The 24588-nt window shown below is 34.7% G+C and carries 20 protein-coding genes; 12 read left to right on the top strand and 8 right to left on the bottom strand.

What is annotated here, in order from left to right; genetic code table 11:
- Window positions 1-104 precede the first annotated feature (104 nt).
- From A8B35_RS18440 to A8B35_RS18430, 3 genes are all read right to left on the bottom strand, one after another.
- A complete protein-coding gene (locus tag A8B35_RS18440) occupies window positions 105-464 on the bottom strand; it encodes a NifB/NifX family molybdenum-iron cluster-binding protein (protein ID WP_075603674.1) in 360 nt (119 codons plus the stop codon).
- Window positions 465-649: 185 nt separating this feature from the next.
- The gene (locus tag A8B35_RS18435) at window positions 650-3241 is read right to left on the bottom strand and encodes an outer membrane beta-barrel protein (protein WP_075603673.1); all 2592 of its coding nucleotides are present in this window, start codon (window positions 3239-3241) and stop codon (window positions 650-652) included.
- 111 nt (window positions 3242-3352) lie between these two features.
- On the bottom strand, window positions 3353-4159 hold the full coding sequence (locus tag A8B35_RS18430; RefSeq protein ID WP_075603672.1) for a helix-turn-helix domain-containing protein: 807 nt from the start codon (window positions 4157-4159) through the stop codon (window positions 3353-3355).
- A 289-nt stretch (window positions 4160-4448) separates the two neighbouring features.
- Between A8B35_RS18430 and A8B35_RS18425 the strand changes: the two genes are divergently transcribed.
- The 6 genes from A8B35_RS18425 (at window position 4449) to A8B35_RS18400 (ending at window position 9565) form a co-directional block, all read left to right on the top strand.
- On the top strand, window positions 4449-6092 hold the full coding sequence (locus A8B35_RS18425; protein WP_075603671.1) for a SulP family inorganic anion transporter: 1644 nt from the start codon (window positions 4449-4451) through the stop codon (window positions 6090-6092).
- A gap of 296 nt (window positions 6093-6388) precedes the next feature.
- Window positions 6389-6688, top strand: a complete 300-nt coding sequence (locus A8B35_RS18420; RefSeq protein WP_075603772.1) for a nucleotidyltransferase family protein — start codon at window positions 6389-6391, stop codon at window positions 6686-6688.
- Window positions 6678-7010, top strand: a complete 333-nt coding sequence (locus A8B35_RS18415; RefSeq protein ID WP_075603670.1) for a HepT-like ribonuclease domain-containing protein — start codon at window positions 6678-6680, stop codon at window positions 7008-7010. The genes A8B35_RS18420 and A8B35_RS18415 overlap by 11 nt, the downstream gene beginning before the upstream one ends.
- A gap of 557 nt (window positions 7011-7567) precedes the next feature.
- On the top strand, window positions 7568-8047 hold the full coding sequence (locus A8B35_RS18410) for a hypothetical protein (RefSeq protein ID WP_139314935.1): 480 nt from the start codon (window positions 7568-7570) through the stop codon (window positions 8045-8047).
- A gap of 261 nt (window positions 8048-8308) precedes the next feature.
- Window positions 8309-8770 carry a leucine-rich repeat domain-containing protein gene (locus A8B35_RS18405; protein WP_075603668.1) on the top strand — a complete coding sequence of 154 codons (462 nt, stop codon included), beginning with the start codon at window positions 8309-8311 and terminating at the stop codon, window positions 8768-8770.
- A gap of 216 nt (window positions 8771-8986) precedes the next feature.
- Window positions 8987-9565, top strand: a complete 579-nt coding sequence (locus A8B35_RS18400) for a Crp/Fnr family transcriptional regulator (protein ID WP_075603667.1) — start codon at window positions 8987-8989, stop codon at window positions 9563-9565.
- Window positions 9566-9573: 8 nt separating this feature from the next.
- Here the strand turns inward: A8B35_RS18400 and A8B35_RS18395 are convergent, their stop codons facing one another.
- Window positions 9574-10287 carry a DUF4386 domain-containing protein gene (locus A8B35_RS18395; protein WP_075603666.1) on the bottom strand — a complete coding sequence of 238 codons (714 nt, stop codon included), beginning with the start codon at window positions 10285-10287 and terminating at the stop codon, window positions 9574-9576.
- Between the two features lie 507 nt (window positions 10288-10794).
- Here A8B35_RS18395 and A8B35_RS18390 point away from each other — a divergent pair.
- Window positions 10795-11913, top strand: a complete 1119-nt coding sequence (locus tag A8B35_RS18390) for an AbiH family protein (RefSeq protein ID WP_075603665.1) — start codon at window positions 10795-10797, stop codon at window positions 11911-11913.
- A gap of 298 nt (window positions 11914-12211) precedes the next feature.
- Here the strand turns inward: A8B35_RS18390 and A8B35_RS18385 are convergent, their stop codons facing one another.
- From A8B35_RS18385 to A8B35_RS18370, 4 genes are all read right to left on the bottom strand, one after another.
- Window positions 12212-12934 carry a DNA-binding domain-containing protein gene (locus A8B35_RS18385; RefSeq protein ID WP_075603664.1) on the bottom strand — a complete coding sequence of 241 codons (723 nt, stop codon included), beginning with the start codon at window positions 12932-12934 and terminating at the stop codon, window positions 12212-12214.
- A gap of 613 nt (window positions 12935-13547) precedes the next feature.
- On the bottom strand, window positions 13548-14912 hold the full coding sequence (locus A8B35_RS18380) for a purple acid phosphatase family protein (protein ID WP_075603663.1): 1365 nt from the start codon (window positions 14910-14912) through the stop codon (window positions 13548-13550).
- Window positions 14913-15154: 242 nt separating this feature from the next.
- Window positions 15155-16585 (bottom strand): right-handed parallel beta-helix repeat-containing protein, encoded by a 1431-nt coding sequence (locus tag A8B35_RS18375; RefSeq protein WP_075603662.1) that lies wholly within the window; start codon window positions 16583-16585, stop codon window positions 15155-15157.
- 34 nt (window positions 16586-16619) lie between these two features.
- Window positions 16620-19394, bottom strand: coding sequence for a TonB-dependent receptor (locus A8B35_RS18370; protein ID WP_075603661.1), 2775 nt, complete (start codon window positions 19392-19394; stop codon window positions 16620-16622).
- 451 nt (window positions 19395-19845) lie between these two features.
- Between A8B35_RS18370 and A8B35_RS18365 the strand changes: the two genes are divergently transcribed.
- From A8B35_RS18365 to A8B35_RS18345, 5 genes are all read left to right on the top strand, one after another.
- On the top strand, window positions 19846-20727 hold the full coding sequence (locus tag A8B35_RS18365) for a D-hexose-6-phosphate mutarotase (protein ID WP_075603660.1): 882 nt from the start codon (window positions 19846-19848) through the stop codon (window positions 20725-20727).
- 219 nt (window positions 20728-20946) lie between these two features.
- Window positions 20947-22098 carry a BamA/TamA family outer membrane protein gene (locus tag A8B35_RS18360; RefSeq protein ID WP_075603659.1) on the top strand — a complete coding sequence of 384 codons (1152 nt, stop codon included), beginning with the start codon at window positions 20947-20949 and terminating at the stop codon, window positions 22096-22098.
- Window positions 22099-22368: 270 nt separating this feature from the next.
- Entirely contained in the window at window positions 22369-23262 is an 894-nt protein-coding gene (locus A8B35_RS18355) for a TraB/GumN family protein (protein WP_075603658.1), read from the top strand.
- A 14-nt stretch (window positions 23263-23276) separates the two neighbouring features.
- Window positions 23277-23783, top strand: a complete 507-nt coding sequence (locus tag A8B35_RS18350; RefSeq protein WP_075603657.1) for an RNA polymerase sigma factor — start codon at window positions 23277-23279, stop codon at window positions 23781-23783.
- Window positions 23767-24417: a hypothetical protein gene (locus A8B35_RS18345; protein WP_075603656.1), complete on the top strand. Its 651-nt coding sequence runs from the start codon at window positions 23767-23769 to the stop codon at window positions 24415-24417. Before A8B35_RS18350 ends, A8B35_RS18345 begins: the two co-directional genes overlap by 17 nt.
- Window positions 24418-24588: the final 171 nt, after the last annotated feature.

Genomic DNA, 24588 nt, shown 5'->3' with positions numbered 1-24588 from the left:
ATTCTAACACTACTAAGGTTTATATTGTTTTGTAATAAAAAACCAAAAGCGCCATTAAGACAGAATCTTAATCGCGCTTTTGATTGCTTAAATCGTAAAGTAAACTAATGCGCACACTCTTCGCTGTGTGGCGGACAAATAGACCAATTGCCTTTGTCGCCATTAATCCATTTGGTTAAGGCCTGTTTTGCATCGCCCGCATAACCAATAAAAACTTCAATATTCTCAGCCTTTACTTTGTTTACAGCACCTTGCCCCATGCCACCAGCAAGTAATACAGTAACCCCGGCTTTCGCTAAATCGATGGCTAAATCTGATTTACATCCGCAGCTTTCGGGTGATCCGAAATTTTCTTCGGCAATAATTTTTCTATCTTCAGATAGCGTATAGATTGTAAATTTTTCACAGTGACCAAAATGGTCATCAACGTTTGTTCCCTTAGTGGGAATGGCTACTTTTTGCATAGTTGTTTATTAATTTAGGAGTGGTAAAGGTAATCTTTTTAGCTTATTAAGTATACTGTGGCTATTTGATAGTTATGCTTGACTGTTTTATTATTAAACCACAAAAAAGGGTATAAAAAAACCGCGAACTAATATAGTTTATTAGTACGCGGTTCAAATAATATTATTCTACACAATTGAATTATCTAAAAATAATCATCTCCAATGTGCTTTCTTTGCTTTTTCATTTTCTTACTGTTGAACGAGTAACTAACTCCTAACTCAACAATCTGTCCTTCGTAATCATAGACATAGTCGCGACGTAATAATATCTGATCACCTTCGTAAGCTGCAGTATAACCACCGGCCTGATTGGTCCCCAAAACATCTAACATTTTTGCAGAAAAGGTCCAACCCTCAAGTGTTTTAGGAGCGTATAATACAGCGGCATTTAACATTTCGAACTGTATGCTTTCTCCCTGTGGTGTAACTGATGCCGATTTAATAGAATAATCAACAGTTAGCTTCAATGGTTTTGAAATCATCCATGATGCATTGGTTTTCACATTCCAATTGGTACTTCTACTATTGCGACTTTCACCTAATAACTCGTCATCAGCAATAACCCTAAAATCGTACACTGCTCCACCTGCAAATAATTTCACCTTGTTAAACAAGTCGAAGTTAAAACCGGCTTCAACACCTAAAGCAGTTTGGTTACCGGCATTGGTATAACTACGCAACAAAACTCCACCTGGGTTACCCATATCGTAGGCCACTCGGTTTACACGGTAAATGGCATCATTAACTCCTCGGTAAAAACCAGTAATTGTCATATCGCTTTTAGCAAACCTACGGTTATAATTAACTTCAGTGTTAATGATATACTCTGGTTTTAATAAAGGATCTCCCATCTCATAAATCTCCTGATGACGGCGGTATAAGAATGGCGCCATATCTTTGGCTGGCGGTCGATTGATACGTCGGCTGGCTGCTAACGAAATACTATTTGCGTCATTCATTTGGTACTCTGCATGTAAGGTTGGGAATAAATCGAACTTACGTTGCTCAAAATCTGTTTGGTCAAAGTCACGACCATCTCCCACCTCTTCAAAGTATCCATATACATACTCAAAATATTCGGTACTTGCTACATTCATCAGCTGATCCATATACTCAGCACGCAAGCCAACTACATAGTTTAGCTTTCCGGCTTTTCCGGCATAATCAATATATCCGGCATAAATATCGCGCTTTAAATCAATGTTGTTATCGTAGCTTTCAGGCTCGCCCCAATACTCGTTTCCAACAATAGTATCATACTCAAACACGCCTTCTAAACGCACCCATTGTGGCTGAACTCCAACATTCATAGTATTTCCATTATCAAATGCATGCTCAAAATTCAAGTTTAAACGATAGGCATCTAATGGAGTATCATCGCTCTGGAAAGAGTGAAAATCTGGTTTATCATCGTAATAATAACGATCACCATCATAAGCAAACTCTTTATTATCGATGGTTTGTTGTAATTCAGAGGTCTCGTAAATAAAAGATGAACTGAATTTTGACTTCTCGCTAAACTTATAGTTATAATCTAAGCCTAGGTTACTAAACCAACCATCTCTATGAATATCATTAGGGTTATAAATTTGCTGTAAAGTTTCGGGATAAGGCTCTCCATTAGGAGAATCGGCAAAATAGGCATCGTAAACATAGTTTGCAGTACGACCACTGGTACGTTGCGAATATTGATAACTGACAGCAATATCCGATTTCTCGTTAAACTGATAATTAATACCAAAACTTCCCATAATATTTGTGTACCACTTAGGGCGCGAACCTTCACCATCTAATACATAATAGCTCCCCGGATATCCGCTCACAGATTCCTCTGGATGCTGATAAATGTAAGGATCGATAATACCTACCCCTTTATTATTGCGCGATTGCATTGAAAAGGCTCCAGTGATGGATAGCTTGTCTTTATTATACATTAGGTTAAGGCTGGCATTGAATCTATCGTTATCAAGCTTTTGATTACTATAAACATCTCTACCGTTACTCCAAGGCGTACCACCAACCATACCGTTGGCAACCACCGAAAGTCCATCAGCGGCACCTCTTTGCGTAGTAATATTTATTATTCCACCTTTTCCCTGAGCATCATAACGTGCGCCTGGCACTGTTATAATTTCAACATTCTCAATTTGTTCTGCTGGCATTTGAGCTAAAATATCACTTGCACTGGTTTGTGTTGGCTTACCATTTATATATACCATAAAATCGGTAGCGCCACGCACAGCAACTTCGCCATCTGGACTAACCGATACTGCAGGTAACTTATCTAAAATATCAGTAGCAGTACCCCCTTTTGCGGTTGCAAAATCATCGGCACTATACACTTTACGGTCTATTTTTGAAGTCACCGTTTTTTTCATTGCAGTAACCTCAACACCTTCAATCTCGATATTATTAGGTGCAAGTGCTATTTCTCCCACGTTAACATCACCTTGCTTAACAACAATATCCTTCACAACTGTTGTTTCGTATCCCATAAAAGAAACTTCTAGTCGATAGGTACCCGCTTTTACTTTTTCGATAATAAAGTTACCATCAATATCAGATGATGCACCTTTCTCTGGAGCAGTGCCGTCTGATAAATACAAAGCAACCCCTGCATACGGAATACTTTCATTTGTTTGCTTATCTATAATAAGGCCTCTAATATCTCCTTTTTGGGCAAAAATTGACATTGAGATAAAAACCATCATTAATGGTAATAAAATTTTGTTCATTTCGTTTTTTTTTGATTATTCCTGTTAGGCAAATGTATTGTAACGCCCTACGTAATTCTTGTACTATTTAACCTAGTTTGGGTACATTTGTTCTTCAGCTTTAAATATTCTCTAAAGTTTATCTCTAAACTGACCTGGTGTCAGATTTGTTTTTCCCTTAAAGAATTTTGCAAAGTGCGATGGATCGTTAAAATTTAAATGATAAGCTATTTCTGATATTGAATTATTAGAATGTTTCAATAAACGTTTACTCTCAACTATAATTCTCTCACTAATTAAAGACGAGGCGGATCGTCCGATTTCTTTTTTACAGGTGCTATTTAATACGCGCTTTGAAACGCTGAGTTTATCAGCATAAAACTCTAGGTTCTTTTCCTCTATATAATGCTCTTCTATGAGTTGACGATATTTGAATAGAGTTGGGTTTACCTCTGTTTGAACATTGCCTTTAGGTATAGGAAAGTGACTCATCTTTAAGAGAAGAATAATTAAATAATGACGTAAAATATCCAAATCAGGATAATCGCGTTCATATTCTTCGCGCATCAACTTAAAATCACTTTCAATGCTTATATTCTTTTGGCGTAGATTGTATTTAGTACTTAACTTTGAAAATATCAATTTAATATCAGGATAGGCACTTAAAAACTCCTCTTTAAAAATACAAACATAACCCTTCGGTATTTTTGAAAACTCCCAACAATGAACATGGCCGGGGTTCATATAAAATAATAAGGGAGGCTCAACGGAATAGTTGTGTTCATCTATAATATGTACTCCTGCTCCTTCTGATAAGAATATGATTTCGAAATACCCCTCGTGTTTATGTGGTTTAGTAGGCTTAATTATCTCCTTCATCCTACTAATTTTAAAGAATTTATTGATTTCTATTTTACGGTTAACTTTTATTTCTTCCATCTAGGTGTGTTTTATTTCTAATGCAAAACTAGGCAAACACAAAAATATGTGATTGTAATATTATACATATGTTGTGTTTGCATGTAAAAAAAGGGGACTAATATTGTATTTCGGTATACAATTGCACCTTTTATGTACTTCACGGTATATTAAATTGTAGTACAAAATATTATACATAAGCTCTATTTGTAAAAAGAAACGGGATACAATACAGAAATAGTATATTATTAACTACATTTGCGCCCTAATTTTGGATACCCCCTTATCAAGAAATAAAATAAATTATAATATGAGATTTTTAGAAAACTTAGCTACTAAAGCTAATGTGAAAAATGAGGTACTTGCTGGAATTACCGTTTCATTAGCCATGATTCCTGAAGTTGTAGCATTTGCCTTTGTTGCCAGGATTGATCCATTAGTGGCACTATCGGGTGCATTTATTATTGGTTTAATATCAGCGCTATTTGGCGGTAGACCTGGATTGATTTCAGGAGCTGCTGGAGCTGTAGCCGTAATTTTTGTACACCTTATTTCCGAAGGTCACGCGCGCGGAATGGCAATGGAAGTACCTATTGAGAACATGGGTTATTTTTATCTATTGGCTGCCGTTGTGCTAATGGGAATTATACAAATTGTATCAGGAGTATTTAAGTTAGGTAAGTTTATCCGACTAATACCACATCCTGTAATGTTAGGGTTTGTGAATGGTTTGGCCATTGTTATTTTTTGGGCACAGATAAAAATGTTTACCCACAAACATTTAGAAGTTGCTGCTGATGGATTAAAAACCTATGCCGATGTGTGGATGCACGGACCAGAACTGTACACCATGATTGGCTTGGTATTATTTGCTATGGCAGTTATTTACTTATTACCTAAGGCTACCAAGAAATTACCTGCAGCACTTACTGCCATTATTATTACTACTTTAATCGTTATTTTTGCCGATTTAGATGTTTCAACCGTTGGTTCTTATATCAGAGAAGGTGGTGGCGAAGGTTTAAAAGGTAAATTCCCAACTCCAAATACCGACTTATGGGCAAACCTTCCGTTTAATTGGGATACCTTAAAGTTTATACTACCCTATTCTTTCTTGGCTGCTTCTGTTGGTTTAATTGAGTCGTTAATGACCATGAACTTAGTTGATGAATTAACCGAAACCAGAGGTAACGGAAACCGCGAATGTATTGCGCAAGGTGCAGGAAATATGCTTAGTGGTTTATTTGGTGGAACTGGTGGTTGTGGTATGATTGGCCAAACCATTATTAATATTAACTCGGGTGGTAGAGGTCGTTTATCGGGCGTTACCATGGCGGTTACCCTATTATTTTTCATCCTGTTTGCAGATAAATACATTGAACAAGTGCCAATTGCTGCATTAGTAGGTGTTATGTTTGTTATGGTAATTGAAACCTTTGCATGGTCGAGTTTACGTATTTTAAATAAAATACCAATTGGCGATGCGGTTGTATTAGTTGTAGTATCGGTTGTTACTGTAGTATTTGATTTAGCTATTGCTGTTTTTGTTGGGGTAATTATTTCTGCTCTTGTATTCTCGTGGCAGAGTGCTAAACGCATTAGTGCTCGCAAGCGTAGAATAGATGAAGAAGACAAGGCCATTTACGAAATTTGGGGTCCATTATTCTTTGGTTCAACAAAAGAGTTTAATGAGAAATTCGATATTAAAGCTGACCCTAGTTCTATAGAAATTGACTTTCTTGAATCAAGAGTTTCTGATGTTTCGGGTGTGGAAGCTATTACAAACATCATAGATAAATATAAGGCTGCCAACAAATACGTTACTTTAAAGCATTTGAGTGAAGACTGTATTAAGCTTTTACTAAAAGCTGATGCTGGCTTAGATAAACGCATTGTTAGAGATATTGACGATCCGCGTTATTATGTTGCTGCAAACCCTAGTAAGTTTGAGTAAAAATCAATAACACATAAAATAACAAAGCCGCACTTAAAAAATGCGGCTTTGTTGTTTACAAAAATACCAATTCAACATTAAAACACTACAGCTTAGCACAGAACTGAAAACACTAGGGTAACATAGTAAACATAAACTATTAATTTTTATATTTTCGTGGAGCATAACAATAGTAAGTATAAAGATGTAATAACACATCTGGTGGGATACATATTAGTTGGGCATAAGGCCAAGATTTACAGATTCTATCAGTAATTTTGAGAATGTATTTTATATCTTTGGGAAAAAGAATTTTTATGTATTTAGATCAATATATTAAAGAAATAAAATACTTGTGTAAGAAGCATAATGTAAAAACTTTATATGCTTTTGGATCAGTATTGACTGATAAATTTGGGCTAGATAGCGATATTGATTTAGTTATTGACATTAACTCGAAAGACCCACTTGATTATGCTGAAAATTATTTTGACTTTAAATTTAAATTACAAGAACTAGTTGACAAACCAATTGATTTACTGGAAGAAAAGGGTATTAAAAACTCTCATCTCAGAAATAATATAGAACGCTCAAAATTCAAATTATATGAAGCCTGAAATTTGTACGTGGTTAGAAGACATACAGCGTTCTATTCAAGAAATTTATGATTTCCTACCTGAGAAAAGAAATTTCTTTGAATTTCAGAAAGATTTGAAAACTAGAAAAGCTATTGAGCGTAATCTTGAAATAATTGGTGAAGCATTGAATAGAATCTTGAAATTAGAACCTGATTTCCCAATTACCAATTCAAGAAAAATTGTGGATACTAGAAATCGTATTATCCATGGATATGACAGTGTTTCTGAGGATATTATTTGGTTAATTGTAAATAGATCTCTTCCTATGTTAAAAGAAGAAGTTGATAGTCTATTGAAATAAAAGCCCAATGCCCATCCGAGTAAGCCAGGGGAATTTCACCCCTACTCCTCTCACAACAACGTACTTGAACTTCTCAATTCATACGGCTCTTATCATCAGTCAAATTACTACTCTAGGTCAAGTGATAAGCTAATATCCAATGATAAAATAGCTTTGGATAACAGGCACAAACACGCCTTAAGCAACTTATAGCTTTAACTTTGCTACGTTTAAAATGCTTGTATTTATTCGTTACTCACAATACCAATTCAACATTAAAACACTACAGCTTAGCACAAAACTGAAAACAATAGGGTAACATAGTAAACATAAACCATTAGTTTTTATATTTTCGTGGAGTAAAAAAATAGTAACCATAAAGATGTAATTACACATTTGATGGGATACATCTTAGTTGCCAGTAATTAGTGCTATAGTCTTCCTGTATAATTAATTTGAAGCATTAATTAATTTAATTTGGCTGTTTATAGTGGATGTTGAAGGTGACCAATTATTTGTATTGTGCGGTAATAGCTTTTGAAGCTTTTGAATAAGAAAACAAATTATATATTATAAATATGATGCTTAATAGTATAGTAATACTTGTTGTAATACAGGTTCTTTTGTTGATGCCATCTTTCTTTTATTATCGAAAAATAATTAAAAAGTTCAACTTTAAATATCCTAGACTTTTAAATTACTTAGCAGTTATCTTAATGCCATCTCTTTATACATCAATATTTATTTTACTATACATTGGGGTTTTTGCTCCAATATGGCGTTCAAAGACTTTTGAGCCTATAAAATGGTGTGAAAATAAAAGCATAAGATACAGAATGGTAAATGACTTGATATCTAGCGAACTGCTTATTGGAAAAACAAAGAAAGAAGTTGAGAAGTACTTAGGCATAGGATTTAAGGAGAATTGTTGGACTAAGAATACTTATTGTTATTTTGCACCAGATCCAGATAATTATGCATTTTTAGATCATTATGAGTTAGTTGTTTTCTTTGGTTTAGATCATAAAGTTAAACGAGTTGAGTATCTATTGATATAAAGTAATAACTACTGGCAACAAATAGGAATAATCAATGTGGAACGGTTTGACCTGAGGGCTGTTTAGGCGAAAACGGTTCCGCCAAAGCTTTTCATTCTAAACGGAATGAAAAGCTACAAATAAAACCACAAGCTTTGACTCGGCAGGATTTCGGTAGTGGATTTAGGTTTTATCTCTAATCTGTTCACCCAAGAGCCATGAACTTAATACATCAGTTTTATTAAATAAAAATTAATCTCTTACTAACTAGAAAATCACTTTATGAAAACGATCATCTTTATTTTACTGTTTGTTCCATTATTGGTATCAGGACAATCAACTGAATCAGTTATTGTATATCGTGGAAACGGACAAACGCGAAGTAATATAACAGACTTAAGCAATAAGAACCTTACAAAACTTCCAATTATTGACACAGATGTAGAAGTGTTAATTCTAGATGATAATAACTTAACTGAAATACCGGGATGGTTTACATCACTTAAAAATTTAAGGACTTTGTCAATTAGAAATAATAATCTTCGAGATGTTGATGTATTAATGTATTGTGAGAACCTTGAAGAAATTTACCTAACAAATAATGAGAATCTCGAATATTTACCAAGTTTCCGCATGTGCAAGAAAATTAAATTAGTTGATGTAGTTAACACAAAGATTAATGAAGTACCTATGTCAATAAGAGGAATGAATGGTTTAGCGTATTTTAAATATTCAGCAAAGTAAAAAGTACTAAGCTCAATAATCTGACATAAAGCATAAGTGTAAGCTGTGAATAAGGATTCTTTTAGGTTTATTGCAGTCCCCAAAAATTTTCATTTGTTTTTGGAAAGAAGTAAGTTTAAACAAAAATTAAAATGTTGGCTCTTTTGTATTTTGGTCGGTTTGGTTTTTCAAATCGCTTATCGCTTCATCCAATCAACGTTATATAAAATTGAATAAATGAAAGAAGAATTTAGAGCATTCATATCCAATTTCCCATTTCTAAAAACTGATGAAGTTGAAATTATTGTTGAGCACACTGTTGTTAAGGAATTCAAGAAAGGGACTATCTTATTAAAGGAAGGCATGATTTGTAAAGAATGTTATGCCGTAATAAGAGGATGTGTAAGAGAATACTATATTAAGAACGGATTGGAAAAGACAACAGCTTTTTTCACTGAAGGGCAATCTGTCAATTCTTTTTCTAGTTATACAAATCAAGTTCCTTCGAAACACTTCTTAGAATGTTCAGAAGATTGTCTTCTGACTGTTGGCAATCAATCATTGGTTGATCAAATGTGTGAACGAATACCACGGCTTACAGAATTCATAAAAAACGAAGTCGAAAAAGATGCGGGAGAACTTCAGGAAAGAATGGCCTCTTTTATGATTTCCTCTCCCGAAGAACGATTTGCAGATTTAATGAATAACAACCCTAGCTTGATGAATAGAGTACCCCAACATCAAATTGCTAGTTATCTTGGTGTGACTCCTGAATTGTTAAGTCGAATTAAAAAACGAATTTACCTGAAAAAATGATAACTTATTTAAATTTCGGAATCCTTATTTATTCCTTTTATCAAAAGCCAAAAAGCGAACCAAAATTCTGCAATTACAGCTAGAACAAGCATTGATGAAAAGATTACAGAAAGCACAACTGAATTCGACAACATAAATTGAATAAAACTATCTCCTGCATAGCCGATACCACCTATTAGCATAATTAAACCCAACCATTTTGGAGTTTTACCAGACTTTTGGATAACATAACCTAAAGTGAAGAGATGAACAGAAAAGAAAATTTGCCAAGCTAACTCGCCATATTTATGTGCCTTAAAAAAAAGAAGGGTTAAGGATTCTAGTTCAGCAGAACTAAAAGAAGTTAGGTATTCAGGTTGATTCATAATTATTGCAGGAAACATATAGTTAATAAGATTCATTCCCATAATTATTGCCATAGCAAGCCTAGAATAAGTAGCTATGGTCATACCGGTGGTGCTAGCTGATTTAAAAAGTTGATAAAGCATCACCGTGAGGAGAGTTTCTAATACTAATACAACAATATCACCTGCGATGCCCCATCTAAATAATTCTTGATGATCCAATAAATTCTGAAACGTTAATGGTGCATTTCCTTCAGCGACAATTTCTGTTGGCATATAACCAATACTAAATCCTCCAACTAGAGCAATTGTTAGATATAAAAGACCTGCTAACCGTGAATATAATTTTCCTTGATTTTGAAGTTTTAAAAGTATCATGTTTTATGAAGTTTTAATTTTAGGCAAAGGTGGCCCTTGAAACAAACTTTTGCATTGACTTAAGGTAAGAAATGAAACAAGGAGATAATTTGGGTACCTTCAATGTAAAATGAAAAAAACTATATAGTCGAGTAAGGCGGAGAGTTTCACCCCTACTCCTCTCAGATACTCCATACGTGAACCTCTCAATTCATACGGCTCTTATCATACAGTCAATTACTACTCTAGGTCAAGTGATAAGCTAATGTTCATTGATAAAACAGGTTTTGGATAACAGCCACAAACACGCCTTAAGCAACTTATAGCTTTAACTTTGCTACGTTTAAAACACTACAGCTTAGCACAAAACTGAAAACATTAGGGTAACATAGTAAACATAAACCATTAATTTTTATATTTTCGTGGAGTATAAAAATAGTAACTACTAAAGGTGTAATTACATATTTGATGGGATACATCTTAGTTGGCGGTAATGCAAAAAACAACAAACGTTAAAAATAGTTATAAATGAATAGATTAATAGTAGTAGGAAATGGGTTTGACCTTTGCAATGGCCTTGAAACTAGTTATGGACAATTTATTAAGAGCTATTTATTCGAAGTGGTTCAGAAGTTTACATCTAAAAGTCATACAGAAAAAGAATTAATTACATTTTCATTAAGTAATGAAAAGGGTTCTATAAATTATGGAATCGGCGATATACCAGAAGGATATCACAATAAAGAGAATGTAATAGAATTAATTAACAAGATTATTAAAAAGGAAGAGTACTTTGACCATCTTACTGTTGAAATGACCCCATTTTTCTCAAGGATATTTTCTAAACTTAATTCTGGTTGGATTGATATAGAAAAAGAATATTTTGAGTTTTTGACATCGTTATTTAAAGAAAATGATAAAATAGGAATTAAGGAGCTTAATGATGAACTGAATTTTATTGCAAGAAAATTAAAAACTTATCTAATAGCAGAGCAAGAGAAATACGACAAAACAAAACTTCACCCAAGATTTAATTTAGCATTTGAACCAGATTCATTAAGTGTTGAGCCTGACGAAGTATTGATAGTAAATTTTAATTATACAAAACCTAAGTTTATTGGAGAACAACTTGAATCTTTAGTAGATTCAAAATACAAAAATATTGATGTAATAAATTTACATGGAAGCTTAGATGAAGAGATTATTTTTGGTTTTGGAGATGAAGAAGATGAAATTTTTAATAAAATGTTGGAAGATGGAAATGATGATGTTATTTTAAACTTCAAGATGCAACAATATGCTAGTTTTGGAAATTACACAAAATTAGAGAGGTTTCTGAAGAAAAACTCCTACCAAGTATGCATAGTTGGACATTCATGCGGAATAAGCGATAGGACAATGTTGAAGTATATTTTTGAACATGACAATTGTGAGAATATCAGAATTTATTATTACGTAAATAATAAAGAAGAAGATAACTACTCAATTATCTATAATAGCATTTCAAGAATTTTCTCCTCACAACAAGAAATGAGAAGCAAGGTTCTAAACAAGACTGTTTGCGAGGATATTAAGAAGATTAGGCAGATTGCAGCTCCACCTGAATTAAAGAAAGCACATACCGCCAATCAAGTAGAGCGCCGCTAGGCACTTAGCCTAGCGGCGAGCCTCTCACACCAACATACGTACAGTTCTCGTATACGGCGTTTCTCTACACCATCGGAAACAAAGCACAAACATAGTAGTTGGGGTACCTTTAGAATCACCCTGTGCACACCCCCTCTTGGCTATTGATTATCTATCCTACAGCGGTATTTTACTTAAAAAAATAAGTCTGTGTAAATTTCCACACGGGGCCTGTTGAAAATTACACAGCCCCGTGTGGAAATATTCACACGAGGCTGTGGAAAAACTCACACGGGGCTGTTGAATTTTCAACAAGCTATTATCCAACTGTTAAAACGGTCTCCATTCTTTCTGAACGCGGCTCTTTTAACATGCTACCGCCCGACCATTGCGTTACCACCTCAAACTCATAATCGCCAGCAGCCAGGGCTGGAATCAAAATAATGAGTTCTTTATTTTTACTGCTTATAATTTGGCATTTTGTGCGCGATTCGTCTGCTAGGCTAATAAAATAAGCCCCCACCTCATCGGCAAAAGCCTCTTCGCCTTTAATCTCAAGTTTTTCGCCAATTACTACAGCGGCGTTTGAGGGGGTTAAGGTGCTATTTACATTTCCTGTAAAGCTATCAACCACACGGTAAATAAGTGTACCTACTTGTGCCTGACCTAGCACTGTAACGCCAGTGTCAGCAATTTTAGCACGTGCATCAGAACTTAAATTAACCGTTCCTTTAAGCGTGTGCTGCTTTGCATCAAAAGAAGCATTATAAAATACGCCCTGCACACCCAAACGCGCATTTATAAAACCAGTGTTAATGTTATAACCACTGGCTAAGCCCTCCGATTTTATGCGGTCGGCACGGTTTAAAACCTCTACCATAGATTCGAGCTGATACTCGGTTCCTTCTTTTTTTATACGAGAAGCAATAGCAAAGTTATCAAGAGTACCTTTGCTTCGTACACGTCCGAAAAAATCGGTAGGATTTTCGGTTACCGTTAAATCATAAAGTTGAACATCTACTTTGTTTTTTTCTTCTGCCATAAATTCTTCTGTTTTTAAAGTTTAGTTGCATCAAATATTTGAAACAATAAATCTAATATAGAGCAAGAATTATGATACACAAAAACTTTAACCTAACATTAACTTTCGTAATACATATCACTAACACAGTGGTAGTTATTGTAACTTTATACATTATGGTACATATTTTTAGATTAACAAAATTAGAAATAACCTACTTGTATTAAAGACAGATAAAACAGTCTACTTAGAGTATATGAAGCAGTGAAAATAATGGAAGAATAATTGAATTATTTATAGATTCTACAAATATTGTCCTAAATAATAATATTACGTATTGGGCTGTTTGCCCAAACCCAACTTCATTTCTTGCCTTGAAGCAAGAAACAGAAGCAAAGAAATTCAAGGCTGCTTTCCAAAAAACTTTCTTATTTATTTGATGCTTAAGTGCGGCTGGCGGATCTAAGAGCAAAGCTCTCAGCTAGCCAGTCTTACTAAAGCCTCAAATAAAACAAAAGCCTTTTGTAAAGAGGCCAGCCTAGCAAGGCGCTTAAATAGAAAAATAAAAAGCCGAATGATAATCTATATCATTCGGCTCCATAAAAAAAACTATATCAGAGTAACTCAATTGAGATTACTTTCTATTACTATCAAAAAAGGCTTCAACTTTAGTTTGATATGCTTCAATATCTTCTTCGCTCATTCCTTTTTTAGCGCGTTTTCCCAATTCCATTCTGTCTTCAGCCTGACGAGGGTAATTGGTAGTATAAATATTTTCGCCCTCAGTTTGCTTTGTTAGTTTAAACTGATCAAACATTTCTCCATCTACCAAATAAGCACTAAAAACAAGCTCATCACCATCAATATCAATTACCTGATATAGTTGTGTATTGGTAGCTAAACGATCGGCCCAATCTTCAAAATTAAAGCTGTACATTTTTGCTCCTGCGGCAGAAACCACATAGGCAGGACCAACATATTTATCAGATTTTTTATGCGTATCAACCAATCTACCGTAAGCATGATCGTGTCCCTGTAGAATTAAATCTACCCCATAATCTTCGAAAATAGGTTGTAAAATTTCACTGATGGTTTTATCATTACGTCCACCCTTTAAGTTATGTATAGGATGGTGCATGGTTACCACTGTCCAACGCTGCGGATTATTTTCTAAAACTGATTTAAACCAGTTTAGTTGCTCATCAATATCTACCCCTGGAGTCAATAAATTAGTTGTGTTTAGCGAAATAATCCTAACATCATTCTGATCGGTATAATACACCGTATTCTCTAATCCTTTCGGGCCATTTTCGGTAAAGCAAAAATTAGCATGCCAATGTGGTGCTAAATCACCATACGCACCATTGTTTTTAAAATGCTCGTGGTTACCAGGTGTTGCTAGTATAGGAAATGTGCGGAAAACCCAGTCGCCAGCTTCAAAAAACTGTTCCCATTCTAAATCATCGCCCGCAGTGGTTATTAAATCGCCTGCGTACATAAAAAATGCAGGATTAGGACATGCCTTTAAAGATTGACGTAAAACGCGTCCCCATACGGTATTAAACCCATACTGCACATCGCCAAAGTATACAAACGATAGTTTTGATTCGTTTTTATCAGCTGTTTCAAAAGTATTCCACTCGCTCCAGTTACTGCCATCGCCAACACGGTAGGCATAAACAGTAGCGGGTTCTAAATCTTTAATAGTTACTCTATGGCTAATTACATCTTGCTTGCCATTATTATAACTGTAGGTTTGGGCTGTATAAGTTTTTGCCGTTTCTTTTAAATCGGGCGTTGAGTTTTCAATACTTACCTGAACAAGAGATTTTGGTGTTTCTTGCATGGTTCGCCAAGTAATACCCATTTGTGTAGTAGGATCTTCCTGTATGGATAGGATGATACGATCGGGTTTTAGCGATTGATCTTGCTCAGCAAAATGCTGGCACGATGAAAAGATAATAACTAGGAGGCTGAAAAATATTTTTAATGCTTTCATCAAATGAAATTTTTATATAATTATTGTAGCAATAGTTTGTTAATCTTCAGTCTGGAGTTTAATAATTAACGTGAATTCTACATAAAATTATTGGCTCAGATCACTATTCTTCAGGGATTTACATTGTAAATCAATTATCTAAGAAAATCTGAGCTCATTAATTTTAATCGAACTCACGTTAATAAGCTCGGATGGCCAGGAGCCATCCGAGGTAAGATATTTTAAGTAATCAATATAGCGTATTATTTAGCACCAAAGGCACCAACAACAGCAGATAATCCTGGACGAACAATAGTTTTACCACCTACTGATTCAACTACCTGATCGGCTAATAATGATTGCTCCTCGGTTCCGTGTGTTGCAGCTGGTGAAGCTGAAGAAATGGCAAAATCCATATCCTTATAATCTAACTCTTTAGAAGGATCAGCATGTTCATTTGCTGGTTGATTGTTGAAATTTACAAACTGAGGACTTTCTAAATCATTAGTAAGGTCTTCCCCATCGAAGAAGTTACAAGTGAAGTTAAATACATCATCAAAAGTAGCCCAAACTACATCAGTATCTTCACCATCTTCGTCTTTCTCGTAAATTACATCACCAATAAGAATACCATGATGCGGTAAGTAACCATTACCACCTTGGTCGCTTTGAAATACTTGACCATAGTAATAGTTGTTAGTTACAGTTAGATTCTGAAGGTCAGCACCTTCATCAACCTTAGCACCAAACTTAGAGTTAACAATTAAGTTATTGGCAATTAAACCACGTGCTCCCTTTTCGATGTTGATAGATCCACCACGCTCACCATCACGTCTCCATCCACAATAGGCCATTGTATTGTTGTACATGTTTACGTTTGTTTGAGGGTCACCATCGATAGGTTTAGAGTTATTAATTTTGATACCGTTTGTAGCAGCTGAATACATTAAGTTAAAAGCACAGTCTCCTGTAGTTCCTTGCTTAAAGTTAAAAGCCTCATCTTCTGTTGTACCTGCATAAGCAACAACATTATGAAAAAGTGCTACTTTACCACGCTCAATGTAAATGGCATCTCCACCTGAGTGAGCAACAGTACAGTTCTCCATATAAACTTGCCCTTTGTTGTTGTTAAAGAAAATAGAGTAACCTAACTCACCTGGCTCTAATTTACCATTACGTACTGCTTCTGAGTTGCTATTTGCTGGTCCACCTGCGTACTCAACAGTAACGTAAGTCATACCAATTTCTTGGTTTGGATCATCCATATCGCGACCAACAATACCACCCCAGTTGTAACGATTGTATTCGAAATACTCTGGTTGATTTTCAGAAAGTGTAAAAGTAATTGGAGCTTGCTCAGTACCCCAAGCATAAATATTACCAGCCACAACAATCTCAGGGTTGGTGTAAGGGCTCACTTGAATTTCTGTTCCTGGCTCAATGTTTAAAGTAACACCTTCTCCAATAATCAAGTTTTCGGCTAACCAATAAATACTATCTGAAATAAGTGTCATATCTTCATCTAAAGCACCACCAATTGCAACGGAACCTGTTGGGCGACCTTCATCTAAATCAATATCGTCTCCTCCACCTGGTTTTGAAGAATCATCATCAGAACATGAAGTAAACATTGCAGGTGCAGCTATTAAAGCAGCAGCAACCATTGCTTTTGCGAAAAAATTTCTTTTAATCATTTGTTAATAGTGTAATTTGTTAGTGTAGTATGCGTTAAAATTTATATTTCAATCCAATTAAAAACTGACGTCCGTAGAAGTCCTGGCGTACTAAAACATTATCTCCTGTTTCACCCTGTTGAGGGAACATCGCCTGATCGGATGTAATTGGCTGACGAATTTCTATTTCGTAAGCATTATTCAGTAAGTTATATAGCTTCGTATATACAGTTACGTTTCCTATTTTCTTCTCAGCTGAAAAATCGAGCTGCCAGAATCCTCGTTGCCACATATCGTTTTTATAGAAAGCCGAAAGACTATGGATTCTATCTCCTGTATATACACTTGCTAATTGTATATCTAGGCCACGTTTACTGTCCTTATATAGTAATGATAAGTTACCGATATGTGCTGCCTGTCCTTGTAATGATCTTGTTTCTTCGCGTGTTGCTAAAATTAGATCCGAGCTTGAATCGTCTGGATCAACACGTGTGTAATAGGATTTATCAGTAGTAATTTCTGAATTTGTATATGTATAGTTACCGCTTATACCAAAGTTTCTGAAGTATTTAACTACATCTAATTCAATACCCCAATTGGTAGCAGTACCAAAGTTATCTGGCATAATATAACCTGCTGTGCGATTTAAGGCATACTCAATAGGATCGATTAATTGCTTATAAAATCCACCTATCATAAATTTATCTAAGCCTGAAGGGAAAAACTCGTAGCGCAAATCAAGGTTGTGTCCAATGGTACGTTGTACATTCGGATTTCCTCTTTCTTCCCAATCATCCTCAGTATCGGTATTGCTAATTGGCACAAACTCTGCAAATCCAGGGCGAATAACCGATTTAAAGTAAGATGCTCGTATATTCTGATTTTTATCTAGTTTATATTTAAAATGTATACTCGGTAAAAAATCCATATAGGTTTCGTTCATCTCTACCTCATTATTGTCTTCATTTTCCATGGTAGGATTTGGAAGAAAATAACCGATGTCTGTATGTTCCATACGAACACCACCAACAATCTCTAAACGATCGTTTATATCAAATAGAAATTGACCATAGGCTGCTTTAATGTTTTCGTGCGAATTATAAGTATTTGGTGAAGCGGTAACTCCACTACCATTTCCGTTCATTTTCCAATCAACATCAGTAATATCATTCCAATCTACACCCTGTACTAGCGCACGATTTCCTGCACTAAAAGTAAAGCTCTCATAATCGTTAGTACGATCTTTATATCTAACTAATCCTCCGAATTTAAACTCCGATTTAGTAGCAAAACTCACATCAGGGTTCATTGTAATATTTGCATACATGGCAATATCCTGATCATCGTTCTTATCCCATCTACGTCTTAATGCATTAATCTCAGCAATACGCTCAGGTGAAACCACCCAATTGTTCATCTCTCCTGAACGGCTAAAACGAAGGTTATCTGGTATATCATTGGTAGCCTTTGAGTAAACTCCCGACCAATCTATAACTACTTTATCGGCAACTCTGTGTTCGCCTGAAAGTGTACTATTAAATATTTGCTGAATAGTACTACGGTAACGCGTATTAAAACTCATTTCACCGGCATTTCCATTAATTGGATCGTAGCTACCCCATGTTCTTGTTCTTGTTACATCACGTACCTGATCGTTTCTTAAATAAACAAAGGCGTTATACCAGTTTAGTTTATGATTTGGGTTGATACGTAAATCGATTTTATTATGAACTCCTGCACGTTTTTGTAACTGTGAGTAATTACGTTCTTCCATATTATCCAAACGCGTAGAGTTATTGGTTTGCATTCCTGTTTGATACCAAGTACTCTCCGATCCACGAGCTGTTTGTTGGTAACTAGCAGCTACAATTACACCAAGCTTATCGTCGAAAAAGCGATCTCCTATTGAACCACCAGCAATAATATTAGGTACATAGTTCTGGTATTGATTTTTCATATGAGATACAGAAAAATCTCCATCAGTAGCACGATTGGCACCACTCCAAGTAGGCGGAGATTGCATCATACCCGACTGATCCCATGACATAAACGGATTATCAGCATTAAATAGTGTGTTACCACCAACCGACATATTAAACTGCCCTTCGAATTTATCGGGTGCATCTTTCATTACCAAGTTAATGGCCCCTCCAACAGCGTCACCTTCCATATCAGGAGTTAAAGCTTTGGTTACTTCCAAACGATCCATTAAATCAGATGGGAAAATATCTAAGGGAACATAGCGGTTTTTATTATCAGGCGATGGTATTTTAACGCCATTAACTAAAGTATAGTTATAACGCTTATCCATTCCGCGAACAATGGCATACTGACCATCACCGGAGTTGTTACGCTCTAAACTTACACCAGAGATACGTTTTACTACATTAGCCACATCTAAATCAGGCGACAACTCAATAGTTTGTGCTGAAACCACATTTACTACTTTGCTAGCCATACGTTCTGTTGCCCTTGCACTTGTGGCTGTTTTTTTTGCCATAGTTCCGGTAACAACAACCTCACCTACCATCTGGTCATCTTCATCAAGTATAATAACTATATCCTCATCAAATGGGATATTGATAACGTGTACTTGCTCCTTATATCCCATAAAAGAAATATTGATGGTGTGTTTACCAGGCTCTAAACCTCCTAATTTAAAAGAACCATCAAAGCCAACAACAGTACCTTTAAGAGTACCCGATAGCTGAACTGTAGCTCCTATTAGGGGCTCATTTCCTTTGTCTAACACGAGGCCTTTTACCTCACGTGTTTCAGCTAAAACTGTAATTGAAAAAAATAAAAGACTTAGTAATAAAAACTGCTTCATTTAATAAAATTGAAATCATTATTTGTAATAACAGATTTCATAGATGTTGTAGGTAGTGTGTGTGTATGCGTGTTGTTTATCTATAAGATCAAATGAAGAGAGTTTAATAAAGAACGGTAGGTTGGTGTTGTTTAACGATGGCAAAAATATGGAAGCAAATCAATTCTTATATTTCCTTAATATTAACTATACTTTAAAGAAAGTTACCAATAACGCGATTACATATATATCTGAGCACCTTAATATTTGGAATAATTTTTATAATACCTCCGCATAAAATGAAGGTATTTTTAACAAATACACATTGTTTTAGCTTAACATTTCGCTTTAAAAGTTTCACTTTCTAACAATAAATTAACATTAGACTCTGTAAAAATATTATATGTTTGCAAAGTGTGATTTACAATCATGATCATCTGAATTAGTATCTACATTTATTAAAGTAAAAAGTATGCAAACAGAAGCAATGAATAAGGAATTTGGCATTAGTAACAAACTTAGTTTTGCTAAATACGAACATACCACCATCGCTAATATCCAAAGTGATTATTCAAAAGCAAAAATTTCGTTATACGGAGCACAGGTGTTAAGCTTCATTAATGAAGATAACGAAGAATTACTTTTTATGAGTAGCGAATGTATCTTTAAAAATGGAAAAGCTATACGTGGTGGCATTCCTGTTTGTTGGCCATGGTTTGGGGCAAATACAAATGACCCATCTCTCCCATCGCACGGTTTTGCCCGTACAACCGAGTGGGAAGTAATTGAGACCATCGCTAATGATGAAGTAACTTTAGTTCTTGGTTTAAAATCGAATGAAAACACTTTAAAAGTTTGGCCACATCAGTTCGAAGCTCAACTTAAAGTAGTCGTTGGTAAAAAGCTAAGCGTGTCATTAAGTACAACAAATAAAGATTCGAAGGCATTTGAAGTAAGTGCTGCTCTACATACCTACTTTTTAATTAACGATATTGACACAACAAAACTGGAAGGACTTGCTTCAAAAGACTATTTTAATAATGTCAACAAAGAAAATGAAACTCAAAACGAAACAATCTTAAGCTTTGGTGAGCGAATAGATAGACATTATTGTAATACAAATAATGCTTGTATCATACACGATACGAATAAGAAAATTGTAATGGATAAGGACGGAAGTGAAACAACTGTAGTTTGGAATCCAGGTAAAGAATTATGTATTGAGATGGCGGATCTAGGAGATACGGATTACAAAAAAATGTTATGTGTTGAGTCAACCAATAGTTTGAATAATATTATAACTATTCAACCAAATCAAACACATACATTAAGCACATATATTTATAAGCAATAAATTACCATAACTTTCATTTAAGCATTATTCTTACTTCTTTAATAATGCTTAAGTGAAAGTTTCCATTCCAATTAATTTGGGATAGAAAAATACACAACGAAGTATCTCATTACTGCAAATACCTTTTTTCAATCACATTTTTATCCGCTTCATTTATAATGTCTGCAATAGTAAAATAGTTATTTCGTAAGTTTGTAATCGTAAAATGTAAGAATTGAAATGAGATATATATTAGTTTTTCTACTAATCACAGCAAGCACATTAACCTTTTCGCAAACACAAACAGACTCAATAAAAAGTAAAAATCTAAAATTTAGCATACTCGGAGGCCCAGGTTATACCCCTGATTATGGTTTATTAATTGGAGGAAGTACTTTATTAACCTTCTCAACAAACCCAGCAGATTCGCTTTTAAAACGTTCCGTTTTGCCTTTCGCATTTGCTTACATGGCAAATGGTGGCGGTAGTTTTATGATCAAACCTCAACTATTCTTTAATCAGGATAGATTTCGAATTTTTGGACAAATATCATACATGAACACGCTCAATCACTATTATGGTGTGGGATATGATGATAACATTAGCATTGAGAGAGGTACTGAAACCACAGAATACCGAGATATGAATATTCAGGTTAATCCTACTTTCTTATTTAGGTATAAAGATTCGGATCTTTTTTGGGGGACATCATTTGATTTTACTCATAATAAAATGAAAGACCCCAGTGAAGGTATTGTAAATAACACCGATTATATATCTGCTGGAGGTGATTCTTTAGGCCTCACTTATACCAACGTTGGTATTGGAGTAAATATACTTTACGATACACGCGATTTGCCAGCCAATGCATATAGCGGAATGTTAATGGAATTAAATGCCACGTATTATTCTAAGGCTTTTGGTAGCACCAATGAGTTTGCCGTAATAAATGCAGATTACCGACAGTTTAAAGAACTAAAGTTCCTTGGCGATAGAAGAATTTTAGCATGGACAGTTAACGGGAGGTTTACTGTTGGCGATGTACCCTTAACTGAATTGTCGATGGTAGGATCACCTTTCGATTTAAGAGGATATTATAAAGGTCAGTTCAGAGACAAACATTCTGTTTATTCAATTGCAGAATACCGACATATGTTCAACCTAGGAGATGAAACAAAAATGCGCAAGCTATTATCTAAACTTGGCTTTGCTGCTTGGGCAGGAGTTGGAACTGTTGATTTGGGAACTGAAGGAGAAATACATGCCCTACCCAATTATGGTATAGGATTAAGAGTAGAGGTACAACCACGCATGAATTTTAGATTAGACATAGGTAAAGACCCAATAAACAATCAAACGCTCTTATACTTTAATATGACGGAGTCATTTTAACAACTAATCATTACCTAATGATTAGTAAGGTACAATGGTTAAGACCACTAAACTTGACCCCTTTTTTGAAGTAATCATTTATATACCGAGATTATCGGCCTATATGGCCTATGGCAATTTTACTCGCAATTCTAAGCTCCAATTAATCCTTAAATCATACATTCATAATATTTTTCCGTTTTTCTTGTAACAATTATCATTAGTTTACGACTTATGAATTGAGCTCAAACAAATTATTTTTAATTCTAATAAGCTAATAACTCAAAACAAATGAAAAAACTAATAATAAGCTCTTCAGTTGTAATTGTTGCAATTATATTATTTTTCACCTTAGTAAATTTTAAAGCCCCCACTAGTACAACGGCAAATTCGGGTACCTTGCTTTGGAAAATATCTTCTGATAAACAAACTGAACCATCCTATTTGTACGGCACCATCCACCTAATGCCCGAAAAGGACTTCTTTCTTGGCGAAGATGCTTTACAAACCTTAAAATCAGCCACCTCTTTAACGTTAGAAGTTGATATTGATCTATCCATAAAAGAGCAGGTTAAAATGGCGCAACGTTTGATGCTTCCGGATGGGAAATCTTTAAAAGATTATATGAGCAAAGAAGACTACGACATACTTTATAGTTACTTTGCAGATACGTTACAGATAAAAGAAAGTAAAATAGATCGCTATTTTAAACTAAAACCATTCAATTTAGTATCCCTCGCCTGTATGGAGTATTATGATAATATTGAAAACTATGAGAAGGTATTTACTAAAATCGCGAAAAAGAATAAGCTCAACATTAATTCCCTAGAGAGTATTGATGAACAATTTAACATTATCGAAGCCTCAGGATTAGATATGTACATCCCCAATAAGGACGAAATATTTATGATTAAACAGTTTGAAGAACTGAAGGAAGTATATTTAACTAAGAACCTTGATTCGTTGCATCAATTTATGCAAGCAGAATTAGATAAAGATGATGATAAAAGCATTGAAGCCAAACTACTAGAAGACAGAAATAAAAATTGGATTCCAAAGTTAGATTCTATTATGCAAAATGAATCTTCATTTATTGCAGTAGGTGCAGCGCACTTGTCAGGTGACAACGGAATCATAAATTTATTAAAACAAAAAGGATACACAGTAAGCTCTATGAACAAATAAATCAATAACCTAACGTGCAAAATAACCTTACTATTGAAGAACTGATACAACAGAACCAAGCGCTAATACACAAGGTAGCGCTGGTTTATGCCAAATCAGACGACGAAGCAAAAGACATGTTTCAGGAAATATGCATACAGCTTTATAAAGGCTATGCTTCCTTTAAACACCAAAGTAAAGTTTCTACTTGGATTTATCGGGTAGCTATTAACACTGCTGTATCATGGATTAGAAAAGAAAAAAAGCATTCGAAGAATGACCCTATGCCTGAACGTGATTGTATTTATGATGAATCTCCTTTTTATTTAGAGGCCGAATCAGCAGAAATGATTAGCACCCTTTATAGAGCCATCAACCATTTATCAGAAATAGATAAAACACTTGTTCTTCTTTATTTAGAGGAGACCTCGTATTGTGAAATTAGCGAGATACTTGGAATTTCAAAAGTTAATGTGAGAGTGAAAATGAGCAGAGTAAAGAAAACCCTTAAAAAATTGATGCAGGATGAAAGACTTTACTAGTATTGAAAAACTTAGGGAGAATTGGAAGAAACAAACGAGAGATCAACTTAAAGTGAAATTAACTCTCAAAGAAATAGAATCCATTACACGCAAGAAAAGCCAAAACGAAATAAATCGTTTGAAACGTAAATTTTTAATTGAAAATAGTATCTCATTTGTATTGATAATAGCAATTCTACTATTCGCTAATTTTAAATTTGACGAGAAATCTGCTGTCCATTTTGATATTTTTGTGTTTGTTATATTGACTATGTATATAATACCATTGTTGGGATTATTTAATATTAAAAAGCTATCTGAAACCACCACCTCATCATTCTTAAACAGTACGGTACCAATACTAAAAAGAATATACATACAGTTCAAATGGATTGCAATTTTCATTATGCCTTTATGTTGTTCTGCATTAGCATGTATTAGTAGGTATTCGGTTTCTGAGAATCCAGACCATACTGCCTTTTTTAAAACACCTATATTTATTGGCTCCGTAGTTTATGTGGTTACGCTGCTATTTATGTATCTATGTTTTCGATTTGTATACGACCCTATTTACCTAAAACACATCAAAAATTTGGACGAACTAAAAAATGATATTAATAAAGCCGAGGAGCATGAAGATATTATGGATGAGTAATAACATCCTCTATGATTTATATACTTACTAAATCCTTTGGTAAAACACCAAACTGTTTTTTAAACTCAGCAGTAAACTTAGAACTTGATTTATAGCCAATCTTGTGTGCAGCTTCTTTTACAGTAATACTGCTAATGTTAGTGTTGAAATCAATAATCAGTCAGAAGACTA

The sequence above is a fragment of the Saccharicrinis aurantiacus genome (assembly GCF_001660705.2).
Taxonomy (GTDB): domain Bacteria; phylum Bacteroidota; class Bacteroidia; order Bacteroidales; family Marinilabiliaceae; genus Saccharicrinis; species Saccharicrinis aurantiacus.
Note: the sequence above shows the minus strand (reverse complement) of the source record. Positions and strands in the feature narration are given on the sequence as shown.

Bases quoted from the DNA above. Each gene is read 5' to 3' on its own strand.
- A8B35_RS18440 (WP_075603674.1), bottom strand. From the start codon at position 464: ATGCAAAAAGTAGCCATTCCCACTAAGGGAACAAACGTTGATGACCAT.
- A8B35_RS18435 (WP_075603673.1), bottom strand. From the start codon at position 3,241: ATGAACAAAATTTTATTACCATTAATGATGGTTTTTATCTCAATGTCA.
- A8B35_RS18430 (WP_075603672.1), bottom strand. From the start codon at position 4,159: ATGGAAGAAATAAAAGTTAACCGTAAAATAGAAATCAATAAATTCTTT.
- A8B35_RS18425 (WP_075603671.1), top strand. From the start codon at position 4,449: ATGAGATTTTTAGAAAACTTAGCTACTAAAGCTAATGTGAAAAATGAG.
- A8B35_RS18420 (WP_075603772.1), top strand. From the start codon at position 6,389: ATGTATTTAGATCAATATATTAAAGAAATAAAATACTTGTGTAAGAAG.
- A8B35_RS18415 (WP_075603670.1), top strand. From the start codon at position 6,678: ATGAAGCCTGAAATTTGTACGTGGTTAGAAGACATACAGCGTTCTATT.
- A8B35_RS18410 (WP_139314935.1), top strand. From the start codon at position 7,568: ATGATGCTTAATAGTATAGTAATACTTGTTGTAATACAGGTTCTTTTG.
- A8B35_RS18405 (WP_075603668.1), top strand. From the start codon at position 8,309: ATGAAAACGATCATCTTTATTTTACTGTTTGTTCCATTATTGGTATCA.
- A8B35_RS18400 (WP_075603667.1), top strand. From the start codon at position 8,987: ATGAAAGAAGAATTTAGAGCATTCATATCCAATTTCCCATTTCTAAAA.
- A8B35_RS18395 (WP_075603666.1), bottom strand. From the start codon at position 10,287: ATGATACTTTTAAAACTTCAAAATCAAGGAAAATTATATTCACGGTTA.
- A8B35_RS18390 (WP_075603665.1), top strand. From the start codon at position 10,795: ATGAATAGATTAATAGTAGTAGGAAATGGGTTTGACCTTTGCAATGGC.
- A8B35_RS18385 (WP_075603664.1), bottom strand. From the start codon at position 12,934: ATGGCAGAAGAAAAAAACAAAGTAGATGTTCAACTTTATGATTTAACG.
- A8B35_RS18380 (WP_075603663.1), bottom strand. From the start codon at position 14,912: ATGAAAGCATTAAAAATATTTTTCAGCCTCCTAGTTATTATCTTTTCA.
- A8B35_RS18375 (WP_075603662.1), bottom strand. From the start codon at position 16,585: ATGATTAAAAGAAATTTTTTCGCAAAAGCAATGGTTGCTGCTGCTTTA.
- A8B35_RS18370 (WP_075603661.1), bottom strand. From the start codon at position 19,394: ATGAAGCAGTTTTTATTACTAAGTCTTTTATTTTTTTCAATTACAGTT.
- A8B35_RS18365 (WP_075603660.1), top strand. From the start codon at position 19,846: ATGCAAACAGAAGCAATGAATAAGGAATTTGGCATTAGTAACAAACTT.
- A8B35_RS18360 (WP_075603659.1), top strand. From the start codon at position 20,947: ATGAGATATATATTAGTTTTTCTACTAATCACAGCAAGCACATTAACC.
- A8B35_RS18355 (WP_075603658.1), top strand. From the start codon at position 22,369: ATGAAAAAACTAATAATAAGCTCTTCAGTTGTAATTGTTGCAATTATA.
- A8B35_RS18345 (WP_075603656.1), top strand. From the start codon at position 23,767: ATGAAAGACTTTACTAGTATTGAAAAACTTAGGGAGAATTGGAAGAAA.